Annotated in this window: 12 protein-coding genes; 6 read left to right on the top strand and 6 right to left on the bottom strand. The window is 66.9% G+C overall.

Features of this window, described 5'->3' with window-relative positions; all coding sequences use genetic code 11:
* Positions 1 to 10: 10 nt before the first annotated feature.
* Positions 11 to 622, bottom strand: coding sequence for a hypothetical protein (locus H0O22_RS00205; RefSeq protein WP_185188191.1), 612 nt, complete (start codon positions 620 to 622; stop codon positions 11 to 13).
* A gap of 103 nt (positions 623 to 725) precedes the next feature.
* Between H0O22_RS00205 and H0O22_RS00200 the strand changes: the two genes are divergently transcribed.
* Positions 726 to 1,559 (top strand): tetratricopeptide repeat protein, encoded by an 834-nt coding sequence (locus H0O22_RS00200; protein ID WP_185187091.1) that lies wholly within the window; start codon positions 726 to 728, stop codon positions 1,557 to 1,559.
* On the opposite strand, the gene H0O22_RS00195 is transcribed toward H0O22_RS00200, so the two are convergent.
* Complete coding sequence (locus tag H0O22_RS00195; RefSeq protein WP_185187090.1) at positions 1,525 to 1,848, bottom strand: hypothetical protein; 324 nt, start codon at positions 1,846 to 1,848, stop codon at positions 1,525 to 1,527. The two genes, H0O22_RS00200 and H0O22_RS00195, sit on opposite strands and share 35 nt — an antisense overlap.
* A 56-nt stretch (positions 1,849 to 1,904) precedes the next feature.
* Between H0O22_RS00195 and xth the strand changes: the two genes are divergently transcribed.
* On the top strand, positions 1,905 to 2,726 hold the full coding sequence (gene xth, locus H0O22_RS00190; RefSeq protein WP_185187089.1) for an exodeoxyribonuclease III: 822 nt from the start codon (positions 1,905 to 1,907) through the stop codon (positions 2,724 to 2,726).
* Here xth and H0O22_RS00185 read toward each other — a convergent pair.
* On the bottom strand, positions 2,723 to 4,162 hold the full coding sequence (locus H0O22_RS00185; RefSeq protein ID WP_370521456.1) for an FAD-linked oxidase C-terminal domain-containing protein: 1,440 nt from the start codon (positions 4,160 to 4,162) through the stop codon (positions 2,723 to 2,725). The two genes, xth and H0O22_RS00185, sit on opposite strands and share 4 nt — an antisense overlap.
* Before the next feature lie 246 nt (positions 4,163 to 4,408).
* On the opposite strand from H0O22_RS00185, the gene hemL reads away from it, so the two are divergent.
* Genes hemL through H0O22_RS00165 form a run of 4 tightly spaced genes read left to right on the top strand, consistent with a single transcriptional unit; the run spans position 4,409 to position 8,641 of the window.
* Complete coding sequence (hemL, locus tag H0O22_RS00180) at positions 4,409 to 5,647, top strand: glutamate-1-semialdehyde 2,1-aminomutase (RefSeq protein WP_255439591.1); 1,239 nt, start codon at positions 4,409 to 4,411, stop codon at positions 5,645 to 5,647.
* A gap of 2 nt (positions 5,648 to 5,649) precedes the next feature.
* On the top strand, positions 5,650 to 6,765 hold the full coding sequence (locus H0O22_RS00175) for a TRAP transporter substrate-binding protein (RefSeq protein ID WP_185188190.1): 1,116 nt from the start codon (positions 5,650 to 5,652) through the stop codon (positions 6,763 to 6,765).
* Positions 6,765 to 7,271, top strand: coding sequence for a TRAP transporter small permease subunit (locus H0O22_RS00170; protein WP_185187086.1), 507 nt, complete (start codon positions 6,765 to 6,767; stop codon positions 7,269 to 7,271). The genes H0O22_RS00175 and H0O22_RS00170 overlap by 1 nt, the downstream gene beginning before the upstream one ends.
* Complete coding sequence (locus tag H0O22_RS00165; RefSeq protein ID WP_185187085.1) at positions 7,271 to 8,641, top strand: TRAP transporter large permease subunit; 1,371 nt, start codon at positions 7,271 to 7,273, stop codon at positions 8,639 to 8,641. The genes H0O22_RS00170 and H0O22_RS00165 overlap by 1 nt, the downstream gene beginning before the upstream one ends.
* Here H0O22_RS00165 and ggt read toward each other — a convergent pair.
* The 3 genes from ggt to H0O22_RS00150 are packed head-to-tail and all read right to left on the bottom strand — an operon-like array spanning position 8,638 to position 14,566.
* Positions 8,638 to 10,461, bottom strand: a complete 1,824-nt coding sequence (gene ggt, locus H0O22_RS00160) for a gamma-glutamyltransferase (RefSeq protein ID WP_185187084.1) — start codon at positions 10,459 to 10,461, stop codon at positions 8,638 to 8,640. The two genes, H0O22_RS00165 and ggt, sit on opposite strands and share 4 nt — an antisense overlap.
* Positions 10,458 to 14,057 (bottom strand): hydantoinase B/oxoprolinase family protein, encoded by a 3,600-nt coding sequence (locus H0O22_RS00155; protein WP_185187083.1) that lies wholly within the window; start codon positions 14,055 to 14,057, stop codon positions 10,458 to 10,460. Before H0O22_RS00155 ends, ggt begins: the two co-directional genes overlap by 4 nt.
* 17 nt (positions 14,058 to 14,074) lie before the next feature.
* The gene (locus H0O22_RS00150) at positions 14,075 to 14,566 is read right to left on the bottom strand and encodes a YajQ family cyclic di-GMP-binding protein (protein WP_185187082.1); all 492 of its coding nucleotides are present in this window, start codon (positions 14,564 to 14,566) and stop codon (positions 14,075 to 14,077) included.
* Positions 14,567 to 14,594: the final 28 nt, after the last annotated feature.

Genomic DNA, 14,594 nt, shown 5'->3' with positions numbered 1-14,594 from the left:
CATCCCGTTCCTAGCGGCGTCCGCCGCGGGCACCGCCGCGACCCCGGCCAGCCCGTTGGGGCACCGGAGCAATCACTTCGTGGTTCTCGACCTGCAGGGTTTGCCCGTCACGGCGCAGGTCCAGGGAGACGAAATGGCGCAGATGGGCCGGATCCACCTGGCCCTTTAGCTGCAGCTTGAACGGGGTCGGGCGACGACCGTCGGAGCGGGGCTGCTGGCGAATCTTGACCACCAGATCACCGTCGTCCGGACGGGTGTAGATCAGCTCACCGCGCACGGAGAAGTAACCGTCGCCTTCGGGCAGGTCATCCCCATCGCCCTCACTCTCATCCGGGGAGAGGGTGCTGGGCTCCCACACACCCACGAGCTGGAGGTGCAGCTGATCGGGATCGCGGAATCGGGGATAGGCGACCCAGAGGTGGGACTTGCTGAGGTCGAGGTGACGACGCATCAAGGTCAGCACGCGACCGAGAACGACGGCATCAATCTCGGAGCCGTCCTCGGTCTGAATCACTCCTCGGGTGAGCTGTTCCGGATCAGCGGGCACGTAAGTCCCCCGCACCACGCCGATGGCGCGGTACTGCATCGGCTCTGTCACCGGGGAAATGGGGTGTTGACGCATCGTGGCTGAAACCCTCTGGGCGCTCGTGAAATCCATCGCCCGCAAGACAATGTACCGAGCTTGCAAAAAGGCCCCAGACTGAGCCGGACTTGCAGCTCCCTCGATGCAGGCACGAGGCCGCCACAACCAGCGCGATGGCGTGCTGATCGCCCTGGTCGCATCAGGGTTGGTGACCGTCTCGATCACCGGCGGCTGGCTGCTCGGTCAGCACCAAGCCCTCAAAGCCCAAGGCAGCCCCGAGGGGAGCCGCGAGCGGCAAGTCGCCCTGTTGCAGGCACGCCTCGGGGACGGTTCGGCGAGCGCGGCCGATCAACAGCGGCTCGTTGACCTGCTGATCCAACAGGGGCAATCCCAGGAGGCCAGCCTGGTGCTGGAGCGCCTGGCGGATCAACAGCCCCAGAACTGGCAGCTGCGTGTGCTCCTGGCCGAGCTGCGCCGCAACAACAACGACCGCCCCGGGGCCGAGCGGGAGGTGCGCCAGATCCTGAACCTCAAGCCCGATCAAATCGAGGCCCTGCAATTGCTGACCCTGCTGCAACTCGAGCAGGGACGCGGAACCGAGGCGGAAGCCCAGCTCAAGACCCTGCTGGAGGCCAAGAGCAAGCCGACTCCCCAGCCGCAAAAGATGGGCATCGGCCTGCTCCTGGGCGATCTCCGTCAACGCCAGGGCAAAACGGCAGATGCCCTGGCCCTCTACGGCCAACTGGCCAAGGACTTCCCGCGGGACCCCAAGCCCCTCCTAGCGATTGCCCTGCTGAAGCAGGACCAAGGGGATCTGCCTGGGGCCTCTCAAGCCCTCGCCGAAGCCCAGGCGAGGCAACCCGAGAAAAAAGACCCACGCCTGGACCGGGTCGCCGCCAGCTGGGGGCTGCAGACTCTGCGCGAGACGAAGAAGCCGCCGGCTAAGGCGCCGTCACCAAAGGCGAACCAGGGCTAGGGGCCGCCGACTGCGAATCCAGCTGGCGCAGGGCCGCATCGATGGCGTCACCCGGATCGGTCGCGTCATCCATCGCCGTGTTGCGCCGCAACTTGTTCATCAAGTCGATCGGGTTCGTGCTGTCCAGCAGCGATCCCCCTTGGCGGCTCGTGCCGCCGGGCCCCTGGTCAAAGACGCTGGTTTCAGGGGCCAGGTTGGTGTTGGTGGTCTGGGCGCGAGCCGCCGGGGACACCACTGCCGCTGCAGCGATCAAGACCGCGCTGAAGCCGCTGGCAAGTCCCCGAGGCATGGCACATCCGTCGAACCACGGAATGCTAGGAGCAGCCCCAAACCACACCGCCGCCGATGCGCATCGCCAGCTGGAACGTCAATTCGGTGCGGACCCGCCTGGAGCAAGTGCTGGCTTGGCTGCAGGCCCATGAACCCGATGTGCTCTGCCTCCAGGAAACCAAGGTCAGCGATGACCTCTTCCCGCTGAAGGCCTTCGAGCAGATCGGTTACCACTGCGCCATCAGTGGGCAGAAGGCCTACAACGGCGTCGCGCTGATCAGCCGGGAGCCCCTAGAGGACGTTCAAGTGGGCTTTGAGGCGCTTCTGCCTGACGCCGCGCAGCTGAGTGAACAAAAACGGGTGATCAGCGGCCTGCTGGATGGGGTGCGGATCCTGAACCTCTACGTCCCCAATGGCAGCTCCCTGAAAAGCGAGAAGTACCCCTACAAGCTGGAATGGCTGAGCTGCCTGCAGCGCTATCTCGCCGTGCAGGAGGAGCAGGGCGATCCGCTCTGCATGGTCGGGGACTTCAACATCGGCCTGGAGGACCGGGACCTTCCGGATCCAGGGCGCCTGACCGGAACGATCATGGCCAGTGAGCCAGAGCGCAGCGCCCTACGCGGCGCCCTGGGCGATCGACTGACGGATGTCTTCCGGGTCTTCGAGCCGGGCAGCGGCCATTGGAGCTGGTGGGACTACCGCAGCGGCGCCTGGGACCGGGACCTGGGCTGGCGGATCGACCACATTTATTTGTCTGAGGAGCTGCTGGATTGCGCCACCGGCTGCGTCATCGATAAACAACCCCGAGGCAACGTCCAGCCCAGCGACCATGCCCCCGTCGTCGTCAACCTGGCCTGGCCCACAGACGAGGAGGACGAGGACGAAAGCTGGCCCTAAAAGAGCTCGACCCCATCGGGGAGCTTGCGGCCTTCCTCTTTCAGCTCGACCCAGCGGCGAGCCGATTCGCCGCAGGTCTTCGGGGTGGGGAAGATCTTCCCGGGGTTTGCCAAGCCATCGGGATCGAAGGCCCGGCGCACCAGTTGCATCGTCTCCAGATCGTCCGGGCTGAACATCCAGTCCATATAGCAACGCTTGTCGCTGCCCACCCCGTGTTCGCCGCTGATGCTGCCGCCGGCATCGAGGCAGAGCTTCAAGATGGCCGCCCCGAGGGCGGTCACCCGCTCATTCACCCCCGGCTCATCCGAGCGGTACAGGATCAGCGGGTGGAGGTTGCCGTCACCGGCATGGAAGACGTTGGCCACGGCCAAGCCATGCTCCTCACTCAGACGCTCAATTGCGGCCAGGACCCGGGGCAGGGCCGTGCGCGGCACCACTCCGTCCTGGAGGTAATAGTTGGGGAATTGACGGCCCAGGGCTGAGATCGCACTCTTGCGGCCCTTCCAAAGCCGATCCCGCTCCTCCTGGCTCCAGGCCTCACGAACGCCGCCCGCCCCGGCCTCCCGGCAAAGATCAGCCGCGATCCGCACCGACTCCTCGACCTCCAAGGGGTGACCATCGAGCTCCACCAGGAGCACCGCCGCGGCCTCACGGGGGTACTCATCGACCCCAAAGAAATCGTTGACGGCATGGATGCAGCGCCGATCCATGATTTCCATGCCCGCAGGCAGCACCCCAGCGGCGGTGACCAGACGAACGGCCTCCCCGGCCGCTTCCATCGAGGCAAAGTCCGCCAACAAGACGGCCACGCAGGCGGGTTGACGCAGCAGACGCAGGGTGATGGCCGTCGCAATCCCCAGGGTTCCCTCGCTGCCGATGAAGACGCCGCGCAGGTCCAGTTCGGGGGTCTCCGCCATCCCCGAGCCCAAGGTGGTGACGCTGCCATCGGGCAGAACGACCTCCATGGAGAGGACGTGGTTGCTCGTCACGCCGTACTTCAGGCAGTGCACCCCGCCGGAGTTTTCGGCGACGTTGCCGCCGATGCTGCAGGCCACCTGGCTGGAAGGATCCGGCGCGTAATAGAAGCCATCCCCCGCCACCGCGCGGGTGACCCAGCTGTTGATCACCCCGGGTTCCACCGTGATGCGCTCGTTGGGCAAGTCAATGGCGATGACCCGGCGCATGCGACTGGTGGCGATCACCAGGGCGGGCTGCTCCGCCAAGGCCCCGCCAGAGAGGCCCGTTCCACTCCCGCGGGCAATAAACGGAACCTGAAGCTCGTTGCACAACCGCACGACCGCGGCCACCTCATCGGTGGTCTCCGGCAGGACCACCAGGGGGGGTTGATGGCGATGCAGCGTCAATCCGTCGCAGTCGTAGGCCAGCAACTCCTGACGCTTGGCCACCACCGAGCGCGCGGGGAGCAGGGTCCTCAACCGGCGTTCAACCAAGCCCCAGTCTGGATTCACAGCGATTGCCGGGACGCCCAACGACCTTAACGAGCTGGCACGGTCTCGACCGCTGGGGCGGGGATTGCGTAAGGATGGGCGACGCTTAAGGCCCATTTGGGGTCTCGAGCCCCAATCAAGTCTGCGGATTCCGTTTTGACCTCGGCTCCTGTCTCGGCACCTGTGCACAACACCACCCGGTCCCAGGAACTCTTCAGTGCCGCCCAGAAGCTGATGCCCGGCGGCGTGAGTTCCCCCGTACGCGCCTTCCGCTCGGTGGGCGGCCAGCCGATCGTGTTTGACCGCGTCAAAGGGGCCTATGCCTGGGACGTCGACGGCAATCGCTACATCGATTACATCGGCAGCTGGGGCCCGGCCATCTGCGGCCACGCCCATCCTGAGGTGATCGGCGCGCTGCACGATGCCCTGGAGAAGGGCACCAGCTTTGGCGCCCCCTGCGCCCTGGAGAACCAGCTGGCGGAGATGGTGATCGACGCGGTCCCCTCCGTCGAGATGGTGCGCTTCGTGAACAGCGGCACCGAGGCCTGCATGTCGGTGCTGCGCCTGATGCGCGCCTTCACCGGCCGCGAAAAAATCATCAAGTTCGAAGGCTGCTACCACGGCCACGCGGACATGTTCCTGGTGAAGGCCGGCTCCGGTGTGGCCACCCTGGGCCTGCCCGATTCCCCCGGTGTCCCCCGCACCACGGCCGCCAGCACCCTCACCGCTCCATACAACGACCTGGAAGCGGTCAAGCAGCTCTTCGCTGAGAACCCCGGCGAAATCGCTGGTGTCATCCTCGAGCCGATCGTCGGCAACGCGGGCTTCATCACCCCCGAGCCCGGCTTCCTCGAAGGCATCCGTGAGCTCACCAAGGAGAACGGCGCCCTGCTGGTCTTCGACGAAGTGATGACCGGCTTCCGCATCAGCTACGGCGGTGCCCAGGCCAAGTTCGGCGTCACCCCTGACCTGACCACCATGGGCAAGGTCATCGGTGGTGGCCTGCCGGTGGGTGCCTATGGCGGCCGCGCCGACATCATGAGCATGGTGGCTCCCGCGGGTCCGATGTATCAGGCCGGCACCCTCAGCGGTAACCCCCTGGCGATGACAGCCGGGATCAAGACCCTGGAACTGCTCAAGCAACCCGGCAGCTACGAGCGCCTTGAAGCCGTCACCAGCCGACTGATCAACGGAATCATGGAAGGCGCTCGCGCTGCGGGTCTGCCGATCACCGGTGGTTCGGTGAGCGCCATGTTCGGCTTCTTCCTCTGCGAAGGCCCGGTGCGCAACTTCGAAGAGGCCAAGGCCGCCGACGCTGAGCGCTTCGGCAAGGTCCACCGCGCCATGCTCGAACGCGGTATCTACCTGGCCCCAAGCGCCTTCGAGGCCGGCTTCACCTCCCTGGCCCACTCCGACGAGGACATCGACGCCACCATCGCGGCCTTCCGCGAGTGCTTCGCCGCGGTGGCCTGACCATGCAACGGCGGGGCCTGCTCCGGGCTGCGGCCACGGCGGCCGGCTCCGCAGGTGCCGCTGGACTGCTCGGGGCCTGCCGCATCCGCAAGGTCAGCGAGGCCTCTGGAGTTGCCCGACCCCAGGTCCGCTGGCGGATGGCCACCAGCTGGCCCCACTCCCTCGACACGATTTTTGGCGGCGCCCAGACCATCAGCCGCCGGGTCGCCGAACTGAGCGACGGCCATTTCCAGATCGAGCCCTACGCCGCCGGTGAACTGGTGCCGGGCCTCGAGGTGCTCGACGCCGTCCAGAACGGCTCGGTCGAATGCGGCCACACCTCCAGCTACTACTACGTCGGCAAGAACCCCGCCTTGGCCTTCGGCACCTCCGTGCCCTTTGGCCTCACGGCGCAACAGCAGAACGCCTGGCTCTACGAGGGCGGCGGCAATGAAGCGATCAACCGCCTCTACGCCGATTTCGGGGTGCTCAGCTTCCCTGCGGGCAACACCGGGGCGCAAATGGGCGGCTGGTTCAAGCGGCAACTCGAGGGCCTCCAGTCACTGCGCGGCCTGAAAATGCGCATCCCCGGCTTGGGGGGCAAGGTCATGGCCTCCCTCGGCGTCAATGTCCAAGTGCTCCCAGGCGGAGAGATCTACCTGGCCCTCGACCGCGGTGCCATCGATGCCGCGGAGTGGACGGGCCCCTATGACGACGAGAAGCTCGGCCTGCCGCGGGCGGCCCGCTTCTATTACTACCCGGGCTGGTGGGAGCCGGGACCAACCCTGGCAGCCCTGGTCAACCAACGGGCCTGGCGCAGCCTCCCCGATGACTACCAGGCGATGTTCAGCACGGCCTGCTACGAGGCGAACCTCTCGATGCTGAGCCGTTACGACAGCCTCAATGGCGAAGCCCTGCAGCGGTTGATCAGCGGCGGGACCCAGCTGCGGCCCTACGACGAGGCGATCTTGAAGGCGGCCCGCGAAGCCAGCGATCAGCTCTACGCCGACACGGCGCGGGCAAACCAGGACTTCAAAACGATCTACGGGGGCTGGCAGACCTTCCGCGATCAGATCTGGGCCTGGAACCGGGTCAACCAGCTCTCCTACGCCAGCTTCAGCTACGGCCAAACCCGCTGATGGCGCGCATCGATTGGCCCGATCAGATCGATCGCCTCAACCAGGGCGCCGCCTGGATTGGCCGCTGGTCGATCCTGCTGATGTTGGTGGTCGGCGCCTGGAATGTGGTCGGGCGCTACCTCGGACTCGCCCTGGGGATGAGCGTGAGCTCCAACGCCTTGATCGAAGCCCAGTGGGCCCTGTTCTCCGTCGCCTTTTTGCTGGGGCTGGGCTACACGCTCCAACGCAACGGCCACGTCCGGGTGGATGTGCTCCACAGCCGCTGGTCGGCCCGCAAGCAACGGCGCATTGAACTCGGCGGCACGCTGCTGCTGCTCCTGCCCTTCGCGATCATGGTGCTGCTGGTCTCCCTGCTGCCCGCCGTGCAGTCCTGGCAGATCTGGGAGCAGTCCCCCGATCCCAACGGCCTGCCGCGCTACTGGATCAAGAGCCTGATTCCCCTGGGCTTCGGCCTGCTGGCCCTGCAGGGCCTGGCCCAGGCGCTGAGATTGCGGCGCGAGCGCTGATGGAACTCGAGGCCTTCGGCTACGTCATCACGTTCTTCCCGGGTGAAGTCCTGGGACCGGCGATGTTCATCGCCCTGGTGCTGGCGCTATTGAGCGGCTATCCGGTCGCCTTCGGCTTAGGCGGCATCTCGGTGCTGTTTGCCCTGCTGGGGATGGCCTTTGGGGTGATTGACCCCCAGTTCCTCACGGCCCTGCCCCAGCGGATCTTCGGGATCATGAGCAACTTCACGTTGCTGGCGATTCCGGCCTTCGTCTTCATGGGGGCGATGCTCGAGCGCTCGGGCATCGCTGAACGCCTGCTGGTGGCGATGGGCCAACTGCTGCGGGGCGTCCGCGGCGGCCTCGCGTTGGCGGTGGTCCTGGTCGGGGCACTGCTCGCCGCCACCACCGGCGTGGTCGCCGCCACGGTGACGACGATGGGATTGATCTCCCTGCCCGTGATGCTGCGGGCGGGCTACGACCGCTCGTTGGCCACCGGCGTGATCGCCGCCTCGGGCACCTTGGGCCAGATCATTCCGCCGAGCATCGTCCTGGTGGTCCTCGCCGACCAGTTGGGGGTCTCCGTCGGTGACCTCTTCCTGGGCTCGCTGATCCCTGGGTTGCTGATGACCGCGGGCTTCGCCCTCTACGTGGTCATCATCAGCAGCCTCAAGCCCGAACTGGCACCCCCCGTTGACACCGATCCCAGCGCCGAGCGGCCCAGCGGCCAGCAGCTAGTGCGGGTGCTGCTGCCGCCCCTGGGTTTGATCCTGCTGGTGCTGGGCAGCATCTTTTTTGGCCTGGCTACCCCGACGGAAGCCGGTGCGATTGGCGCCATCGGGGCCCTGGCCCTGGCGGCCCTGGAGGGGGGGCTGAACCGCCGCGCCCTCAGCCAGGTCAGCGACGACACCCTGCGCACCACGTCGATGGTGTTGGCGATCCTGCTCGGGTCGACGGCCTTCAGCCTGGTCTTCCGCGGCGTGGGCGGCGATCACCTGATCAGCGATCTGCTGCTCAACCTGCCGGGGGGCAAAGCCGGCTTTTTGCTGGTGAGCATGGCCGTGATCTTTGGCCTGGGCTTCTTCATCGACTTCTTTGAGATCGCCTTCATCGTCTTGCCCTTGTTGCTGCCCAGCGCCCGGCAGCTGCTCGGCCCCGAGGCCCTGCTCTGGTTCGGGGTGCTGATTGGCGCCAACTTGCAGACCTCCTTCCTCTCGCCTCCCTTTGGGTTTGCCCTGTTCTTCCTGCGGGGCGTCGCCCCCGAGGAGGTCAGCACCCAATCGATCTACCGCGGGGCCTGGCCCTTCATTGGGGTTCAGCTGGTGGTCCTGCTCCTGATCCTCTGCTTCCCGTCCTTGGTGAACGGGCTGCCGTCCCTACTGAAGGGCTAGGGGCGCTCCGCCACGGCCGCCGCATCCAGTCGCCGTGGATCCGCCACACCCCAACTGCCGACGGGCAGGCCCTGGTGATCACCGCCATAGCGCACCTCAGCGGAATTGGCCGAGCCCATCGCCGGGCGCAGCTTGAGCTCGTGGCCCCGCTGCTCGAGCAGTCGCCAGGTGTCGGGACTCAACCCCTGCTCGGCGCTGATCTGGTCGGGCCAGAGTTGGCTGTGAATGCGGGTCTCCGCCACTGCTGAGGCCAGGTTGAGGCCGTGCACGAGCCGGTTCAGCAGCACCTGCAGCACGGTGGTGATGATCCGACTGCCCCCGGGGCTACCGGTCGCTAGCAGCGGCCGGCCATCGCGGTGGAAGACCAGCGTTGGGGTCATCGAGCTGAGGGGGCGGCGCTCCGGAGCGATGGCGTTCTGACTGCCCTGGCGCAGGCCGTAGGCATTGGGCGCCCCGGGCTTGGCCGTGAAGTCATCCATCTCGTTGTTGAGCAGGAAGCCGGCACCAGGCACGGAGATGCCATTGCCATAGGCCGTGTTCAAGGTGGTGGTGGTGCTCACCATGCCCCCATCACGGTCCACCACCGAGAGGTGGGTGGTGTTCGTGCCGCCGTGGAGCGGCAGGGGTTCCGCTTCGAGTTCGGCGGCGGGGCGATGGCGATCCAGCCGGATCCGTTGCCGTTGTTGATCGGCATAGCGGCTGCTCAGGAGACGATCCAGGGGCATCGCCACCTGATCCGGATCCCCCAGCAGCCGATTGCGATCCCGGTACGCCAGGTTCATCGCCTCGACCATCCGGTGGATCGTCGCCGCACTGTTGAGCCCGGTGGTCTGCAGCTGCAGCGGCTCCAGGACATTCAGCAGTTGCAGCAGGGTGGCGCCACCGCCGCTGGGTGGAGGCATGGTCAAAACCGGATGGCCCTGGAGCTCACCCCGCAAGGGACGCATCCACGGGGCCCGGTAGCGCTCTAGATCCTCCCGGCTGATCAGACCGCCCTGGTCCTGCATCAAAGCGACCAGGGCCTGGGCCAAGGGGCCGCGGTAGAAGCAGCGGGCGCCCTGCTGGGCGATGCAGCGCAGGCTGGCCGCCAGCAGCGGTTGCTTCAACAGCTCACCGGGGCGGTAGGGCGCACCACCAACCTTGAAGAACTGGGCGGCACTGCTGGGGTCGGCCTTCAGGATCGGTGCCGCCGCCTCCAGGGAAGCGCTCAACTCCGGCCCCACCGCGAAGCCCTGCTCCGCGAGGCGAATCGCCGGCTGCATCACCGTCGCCAGGGGCAGACAGCCGTAGCGCTGCTGCACCTGGGTCAAGCCCGCGACGGTGCCCGGCACCCCCGTGCTGAGCAGGCTGCGCAGGGCCAAGCGCCGATTGACCGTGCCATCGGGGTTTAAGAACAGATCCGGCCCGGCCTTGAGCGGGGCCTTCTCACGGAAGTTCAGGGCGACGGCCTCACCGCGGCCCAGCTGGATGGCCTCGGGAAGCTCAGGTCCCCGGGCGGCGGCGGCGCAGGTCGCCATGGGTCCCCGCTTGGGCAGCCACAGCACGAGGAAACCACCTCCCCCCAAATTCCCCGCCTGGGGCAAGGTCACCGCCAAGGCGAAGGAGGTGGCCACGGCCGCATCGACGGCATTGCCGCCCTCCCGCAGGATCTGGGCGCCGACCGCCGCGGCCTGGGCCTCCTGGGCCGCCACGATTCCCGCGGACGACTCCACCGGATGGAAGCGTTGACTGCGCTCCTGCAACAGGTTCGCGAGAACGGGATGGGGGGAGGCCACAGCGAGCGCGGCGAGGCCAAGCGCAAGGCGTGATCGCACAGTCATGGCTCGATCGCTCCGTAAGCACCACCACCAGGGGTGGCCATCTGCAGTTGATCACCAGGCTGCAACTCCACCTGGGTGGAACCCGGCAGCAGCTCGATCTGCTCTGTCCCCGCCCGCCGCAGGCTGTTCTGACCGCAGGCCCCCGCACCACCGCCGGCCATGCCGAAGGGGGGAACGCGGCGACTGCCGCTCAACAGAGACGCGGTCAGGGGCTCCAGGGCGGTCAAGGTGCGCACGACGCCGTGACCACCGGGCCAGCGACCGATTCCCGCGCTGCCGCGGCGGATCGCAAATTGCTCGAGCCGCACCGGCAAGCGTTGCTCAAGGATCTCGGGGTCCGTCAGGCGGGAATTCGTCATGTGGCTCTGGACCGCATCGGCTCCCGCAAACCCATCCCCCGCGCCGGTGCCGCCGCAAACCGTCTCGTAGTACTGGCAGTGGGCATTGCCAAAGCTGAGGTTGTTCATCGTGCCCTGGGACGCCGCCAGGGCACCCACGGCCGCAAAGAGGGCGTTGGCCACCGCCTGCGACGTCTCGACATTGCCGGCCACCACCGCGGCCGGTGGCCGGGGGTTCAGCAGGCACCCCTCGGGCACCACCAACTCGAGGGGGTCAAAGCAGCCCGCATTCAGGGGAATCGACTCACGCACCAGCGCGCGGAAGACATAGAGCACCACCGCCTTGGTGATCGCCAAGGGCGCATTGAGATTGCCCGCGATCTGAGGGGACGTGCCGCTGAAGTCAATCCGGGCCCGCTGGGCCGCACGATCCACAAGCAGACGCACAACGATTTCAGGCCCCCCATCGAGCTGGACCCGCGCCTCCCCGTCGGCCAGTCGGCTCAAGACCTGACGCACCGCCGCGGCCGCTTGGTCCTGAACGTGGCCCATGTAGGCCAGCACCCGCTCCTCGCCCGCCGCGGTCATCAAGGCCAAGAGACGCTGGACCCCGAGATCGTTGGCGGCCAGTTGGGCCTGCAGATCCGCCAAAAGCTGATCGGGATTGCGGGCCGGCCACGAGCCCTGCGCCAAGCGCTCTCGCCAGGCCTCCTCCAACAAATGGCCACCCCGCACCAGCGGAACGTTGTCGAAGAGCAGTCCTTCCTCAGCGATGGAGCGGCTACTGGATGGCATGGATCCCGGCGTGATGCCTCCCACATCGGCGTGGTGACCACGCGAGGCCACGAAGGCCACGGGCTGGTCCCCGCCTGTCGGTGAAAACAGCGGCGATATCACCGTGAGGTCAGGCAGGTGGGTGCCGCCGTTGAAGGGGTTGTTCGAAACCAGCGCGTCACCGGGCTGCAATGGGTCCAGCTCGGCGTTCTCCACTGCCCGCATCAAGGCCAGAACGCTCTCGCCCATGGAGCCCAAGTGCACGGGGATGTGCGGGGCATTGGCCACCAGGCGCCCGCGGCCATCAAACAAGGCGCAGGAGAAATCAAGGCGCTCCTTGATGTTCACCGAGACGCTCGTCTGCTGCAGACGCGTCCCCATCTGCTCGGCGATCGCCATGAAGCGATGGCCAAACAACTCCAAATTGACGGGGTCCGGTTCGCTGGCCCGCTCGGCGCTGCTGCTGAGACGACCCGCTTGCTCGAAGGTCAGGAGCAGTTCGCCGCCGGGCAAGCAACGGGCACTCCAGCCGGCCGGCAGCAGGTTGGTTCCCGTGGCCTCACAGATCAAGGCGGGCCCCTGCAGCACCTGACCAGCCGCGATCGCGTTGCGCTGCCAGAGGGCGGCGGTCCGCCAGACGCCATCGAGATAGAGGGGCACCTCGCCCGCCTCGGCACCCTCTGAGGCGACGGCCATCGGCTGGGGCTGAGCGCTGGCACCGGGCCAGCTGAACTCCACACTCAGGCGGTCCACGACGATCTCCAGCGGATCGCCACTGGGGAGGTAGCCATAGCGCTGCTGGAACTGGGCGATGAACTGCTGCCGCAGTTCCTGGACCCCGGGGCAAGGGCTGGACCACAGCAGGGGCAGGCACTGATCCCGTCCGGGCAAGCGCAGCTGCAGGGTCCGCTCCATCTGGGCCCCGGCCGGCACGGCAGCAAGCCGTTCAGCGGTGATCGCCTCGAGCTCCGCCAGGCTGCTGGCGGTCAGTGGGCGACCGCAGGGGTGCAGCAGCACCTGCCCCTCATCGGCCAAGCCAATGCCATAGGCCGAGAGCACCCCCGCGAAGGGATGCAGCAGCACCTGCTGCATCCCCAACCGTTCCGCCAACGCACAGGCGTGTTGACCGCCGGCCCCACCGAAACAGCAGAGCACCGCCTCACGCACGTCATGGCCCTGTTGGATCGAGATGCGGCGAATCGCCTCCGCCATCCGCTCAAGGGCGAGCTCCAAGGCCCCCTCGGCAGCCGCTTCCGCGGAGCATTCCAGGCGCTTGCCGAGGGCCTCGAACTGCTCGCGAACGGTGGCTGCATCAAGGGGTTGATCGCCCGTTGGACCAAAGACAGCGGGGAAGTGATCGACCTGCAGCCGTCCCAGCAAGAGATTGGCGTCGGTCACGGACAGGGGTCCACCGCGGCGATAGCAAGCCGGGCCCGGATCCGCCCCCGCCGACTCGGGGCCCACCCGCAGGCGCACACCATCGAACTGCAACCGGGATCCACCACCGGCAGCCACGGTGTGAATCGCCAGCATCGGCGCCTGAATCGGCAGCCCCTCGAGCTCCACCTGCTCCAGCCGCGGCCAGGGCCCATCGCAGTAACAGACGTCCGTCGACGTCCCGCCCATGTCAAACCCGACGATGCGGCCAAAGCCGGCCTGGGCCGCCGTGCGCACCGCGCCGACCAAGCCACCGGCCGGTCCCGAGAGAATCGTGTCTTTGGCGCGCAGCGCCGACGGAGCGGCCAGGACCCCGCTGGACTGCATCACCCGCAGTGGCACCGCGGGGCCGAGGGCCTGCTGCACCTGATGGAGATACCCCTGCAGGACCGGCCCCACCGAGGCCTCGAGCACCGTCGTTTGGCCTCGGGGCACCAAACGGGGCAAGGGACTCACCTGGTGGGAGAGCGCCACCTGCTCAAAGCCAAACGACTCCAACCAGGAGCCGAGCTGCTGCTCATGGCTCCCTTTGGTGGCGCTATGGAGCAGGGCAACGGCGACACTGCGGTAGCCATCGGCCTTCGCCGCGGAGACGGCGGCCTCGAGGGCCTGATCCAGCACGAGGGGTTGAAGCTCAGCACCATCGGCGGCCAAACGGCCCTGGACCTCGATCACGCGCCCCTGCAGCGGCTGGGGCCGGCGGATGGCGAGCGCAAACAGATCGGGGCGGTGCTGATCACCGATCGCGAGCAGATCGGCGAAGCCTTGGTTGATCAGCAACAGGGTGGGGGCGCCGTCCCGCTCCAAGAAGGCGTTGGTGGCCACGGTGGTGCCCAGGCGCACTTCCGCCACCAGACCCGCAGGGATGGGTTCTGAGGCGTGCAGGCCAAGACACTCGCGGATCACCCGCACAGCCGGATCGCCCGGCCTGTCGGGTTGCTCCGAGAGCACCTTGACGACCGTCAGCTCCCCATCCGGAGAACGGGCAACGACATCGGTGAAGGTCCCACCTCGGTCAATCCAAAAACGCCAGCCAGAGCGGCTCATGGGCTGACGAACGACCCTTAGCGGTAGTTCTGGAACTGCAGGGGCACTTCCACGTCCTGCTCTTTGAGCAGCTGGATCACCGCCTGCAGGTCATCTTTGCTTTTGCCGGTCACCCGCAGCGCATCCCCTTGGATGGCCACGGTGACTTTCTTGAGCTCGTCGCGGATGGTTTTGCTGAGCTTTTTCGCCAGGTCCTGGGTGAGACCTTTGCGCAATTTCACCACCTGCTTGACCTTGTTTCCGCCCACGGGCTCCGGGGTTTGGAAATCAAAGATCTTCAGGGACAGATTGCGCTTGGTCGCCTTCTGACGCAGCACATCTTCCACCGCCTGAAGGGTCATATCGCTGGCGGTCGTGATGGTGAAGCTGGTCTCTTCCAGGTCCACCTCGGTGCCGGAATCCTTGAGGTCGTAGCGGGTCGAAACGTCGCGGCGCACTTGATCGAGGGTGTTCACCAATTCCTGCCAATCGAAATCGGAGACGACGTCGAAGGAGTAGCTGGAGGCCATGCGCTCGCGCGGGGGGAACCGGGACCAG

This window comes from Synechococcus sp. LTW-R, assembly GCF_014217875.1.
GTDB lineage: Bacteria > Cyanobacteriota > Cyanobacteriia > PCC-6307 > Cyanobiaceae > Vulcanococcus.
Note: the sequence above shows the minus strand (reverse complement) of the source record. Positions and strands in the feature narration are given on the sequence as shown.

What these genes read in the sequence shown, in the direction of transcription:
- H0O22_RS00205 (WP_185188191.1), bottom strand. Translation starts at nt 622, where the DNA reads ATGCGTCAACACCCCATTTCCCCGGTGACAGAGCCGATGCAGTACCGC.
- H0O22_RS00200 (WP_185187091.1), top strand. Translation starts at nt 726, where the DNA reads ATGCAGGCACGAGGCCGCCACAACCAGCGCGATGGCGTGCTGATCGCC.
- H0O22_RS00195 (WP_185187090.1), bottom strand. Translation starts at nt 1,848, where the DNA reads ATGCCTCGGGGACTTGCCAGCGGCTTCAGCGCGGTCTTGATCGCTGCA.
- xth (WP_185187089.1), top strand. Translation starts at nt 1,905, where the DNA reads ATGCGCATCGCCAGCTGGAACGTCAATTCGGTGCGGACCCGCCTGGAG.
- hemL (WP_255439591.1), top strand. Translation starts at nt 4,409, where the DNA reads ATGCCCGGCGGCGTGAGTTCCCCCGTACGCGCCTTCCGCTCGGTGGGC.
- H0O22_RS00175 (WP_185188190.1), top strand. Translation starts at nt 5,650, where the DNA reads ATGCAACGGCGGGGCCTGCTCCGGGCTGCGGCCACGGCGGCCGGCTCC.
- H0O22_RS00170 (WP_185187086.1), top strand. Translation starts at nt 6,765, where the DNA reads ATGGCGCGCATCGATTGGCCCGATCAGATCGATCGCCTCAACCAGGGC.
- H0O22_RS00165 (WP_185187085.1), top strand. Translation starts at nt 7,271, where the DNA reads ATGGAACTCGAGGCCTTCGGCTACGTCATCACGTTCTTCCCGGGTGAA.
- ggt (WP_185187084.1), bottom strand. Translation starts at nt 10,461, where the DNA reads ATGACTGTGCGATCACGCCTTGCGCTTGGCCTCGCCGCGCTCGCTGTG.
- H0O22_RS00155 (WP_185187083.1), bottom strand. Translation starts at nt 14,057, where the DNA reads ATGAGCCGCTCTGGCTGGCGTTTTTGGATTGACCGAGGTGGGACCTTC.
- H0O22_RS00150 (WP_185187082.1), bottom strand. Translation starts at nt 14,566, where the DNA reads ATGGCCTCCAGCTACTCCTTCGACGTCGTCTCCGATTTCGATTGGCAG.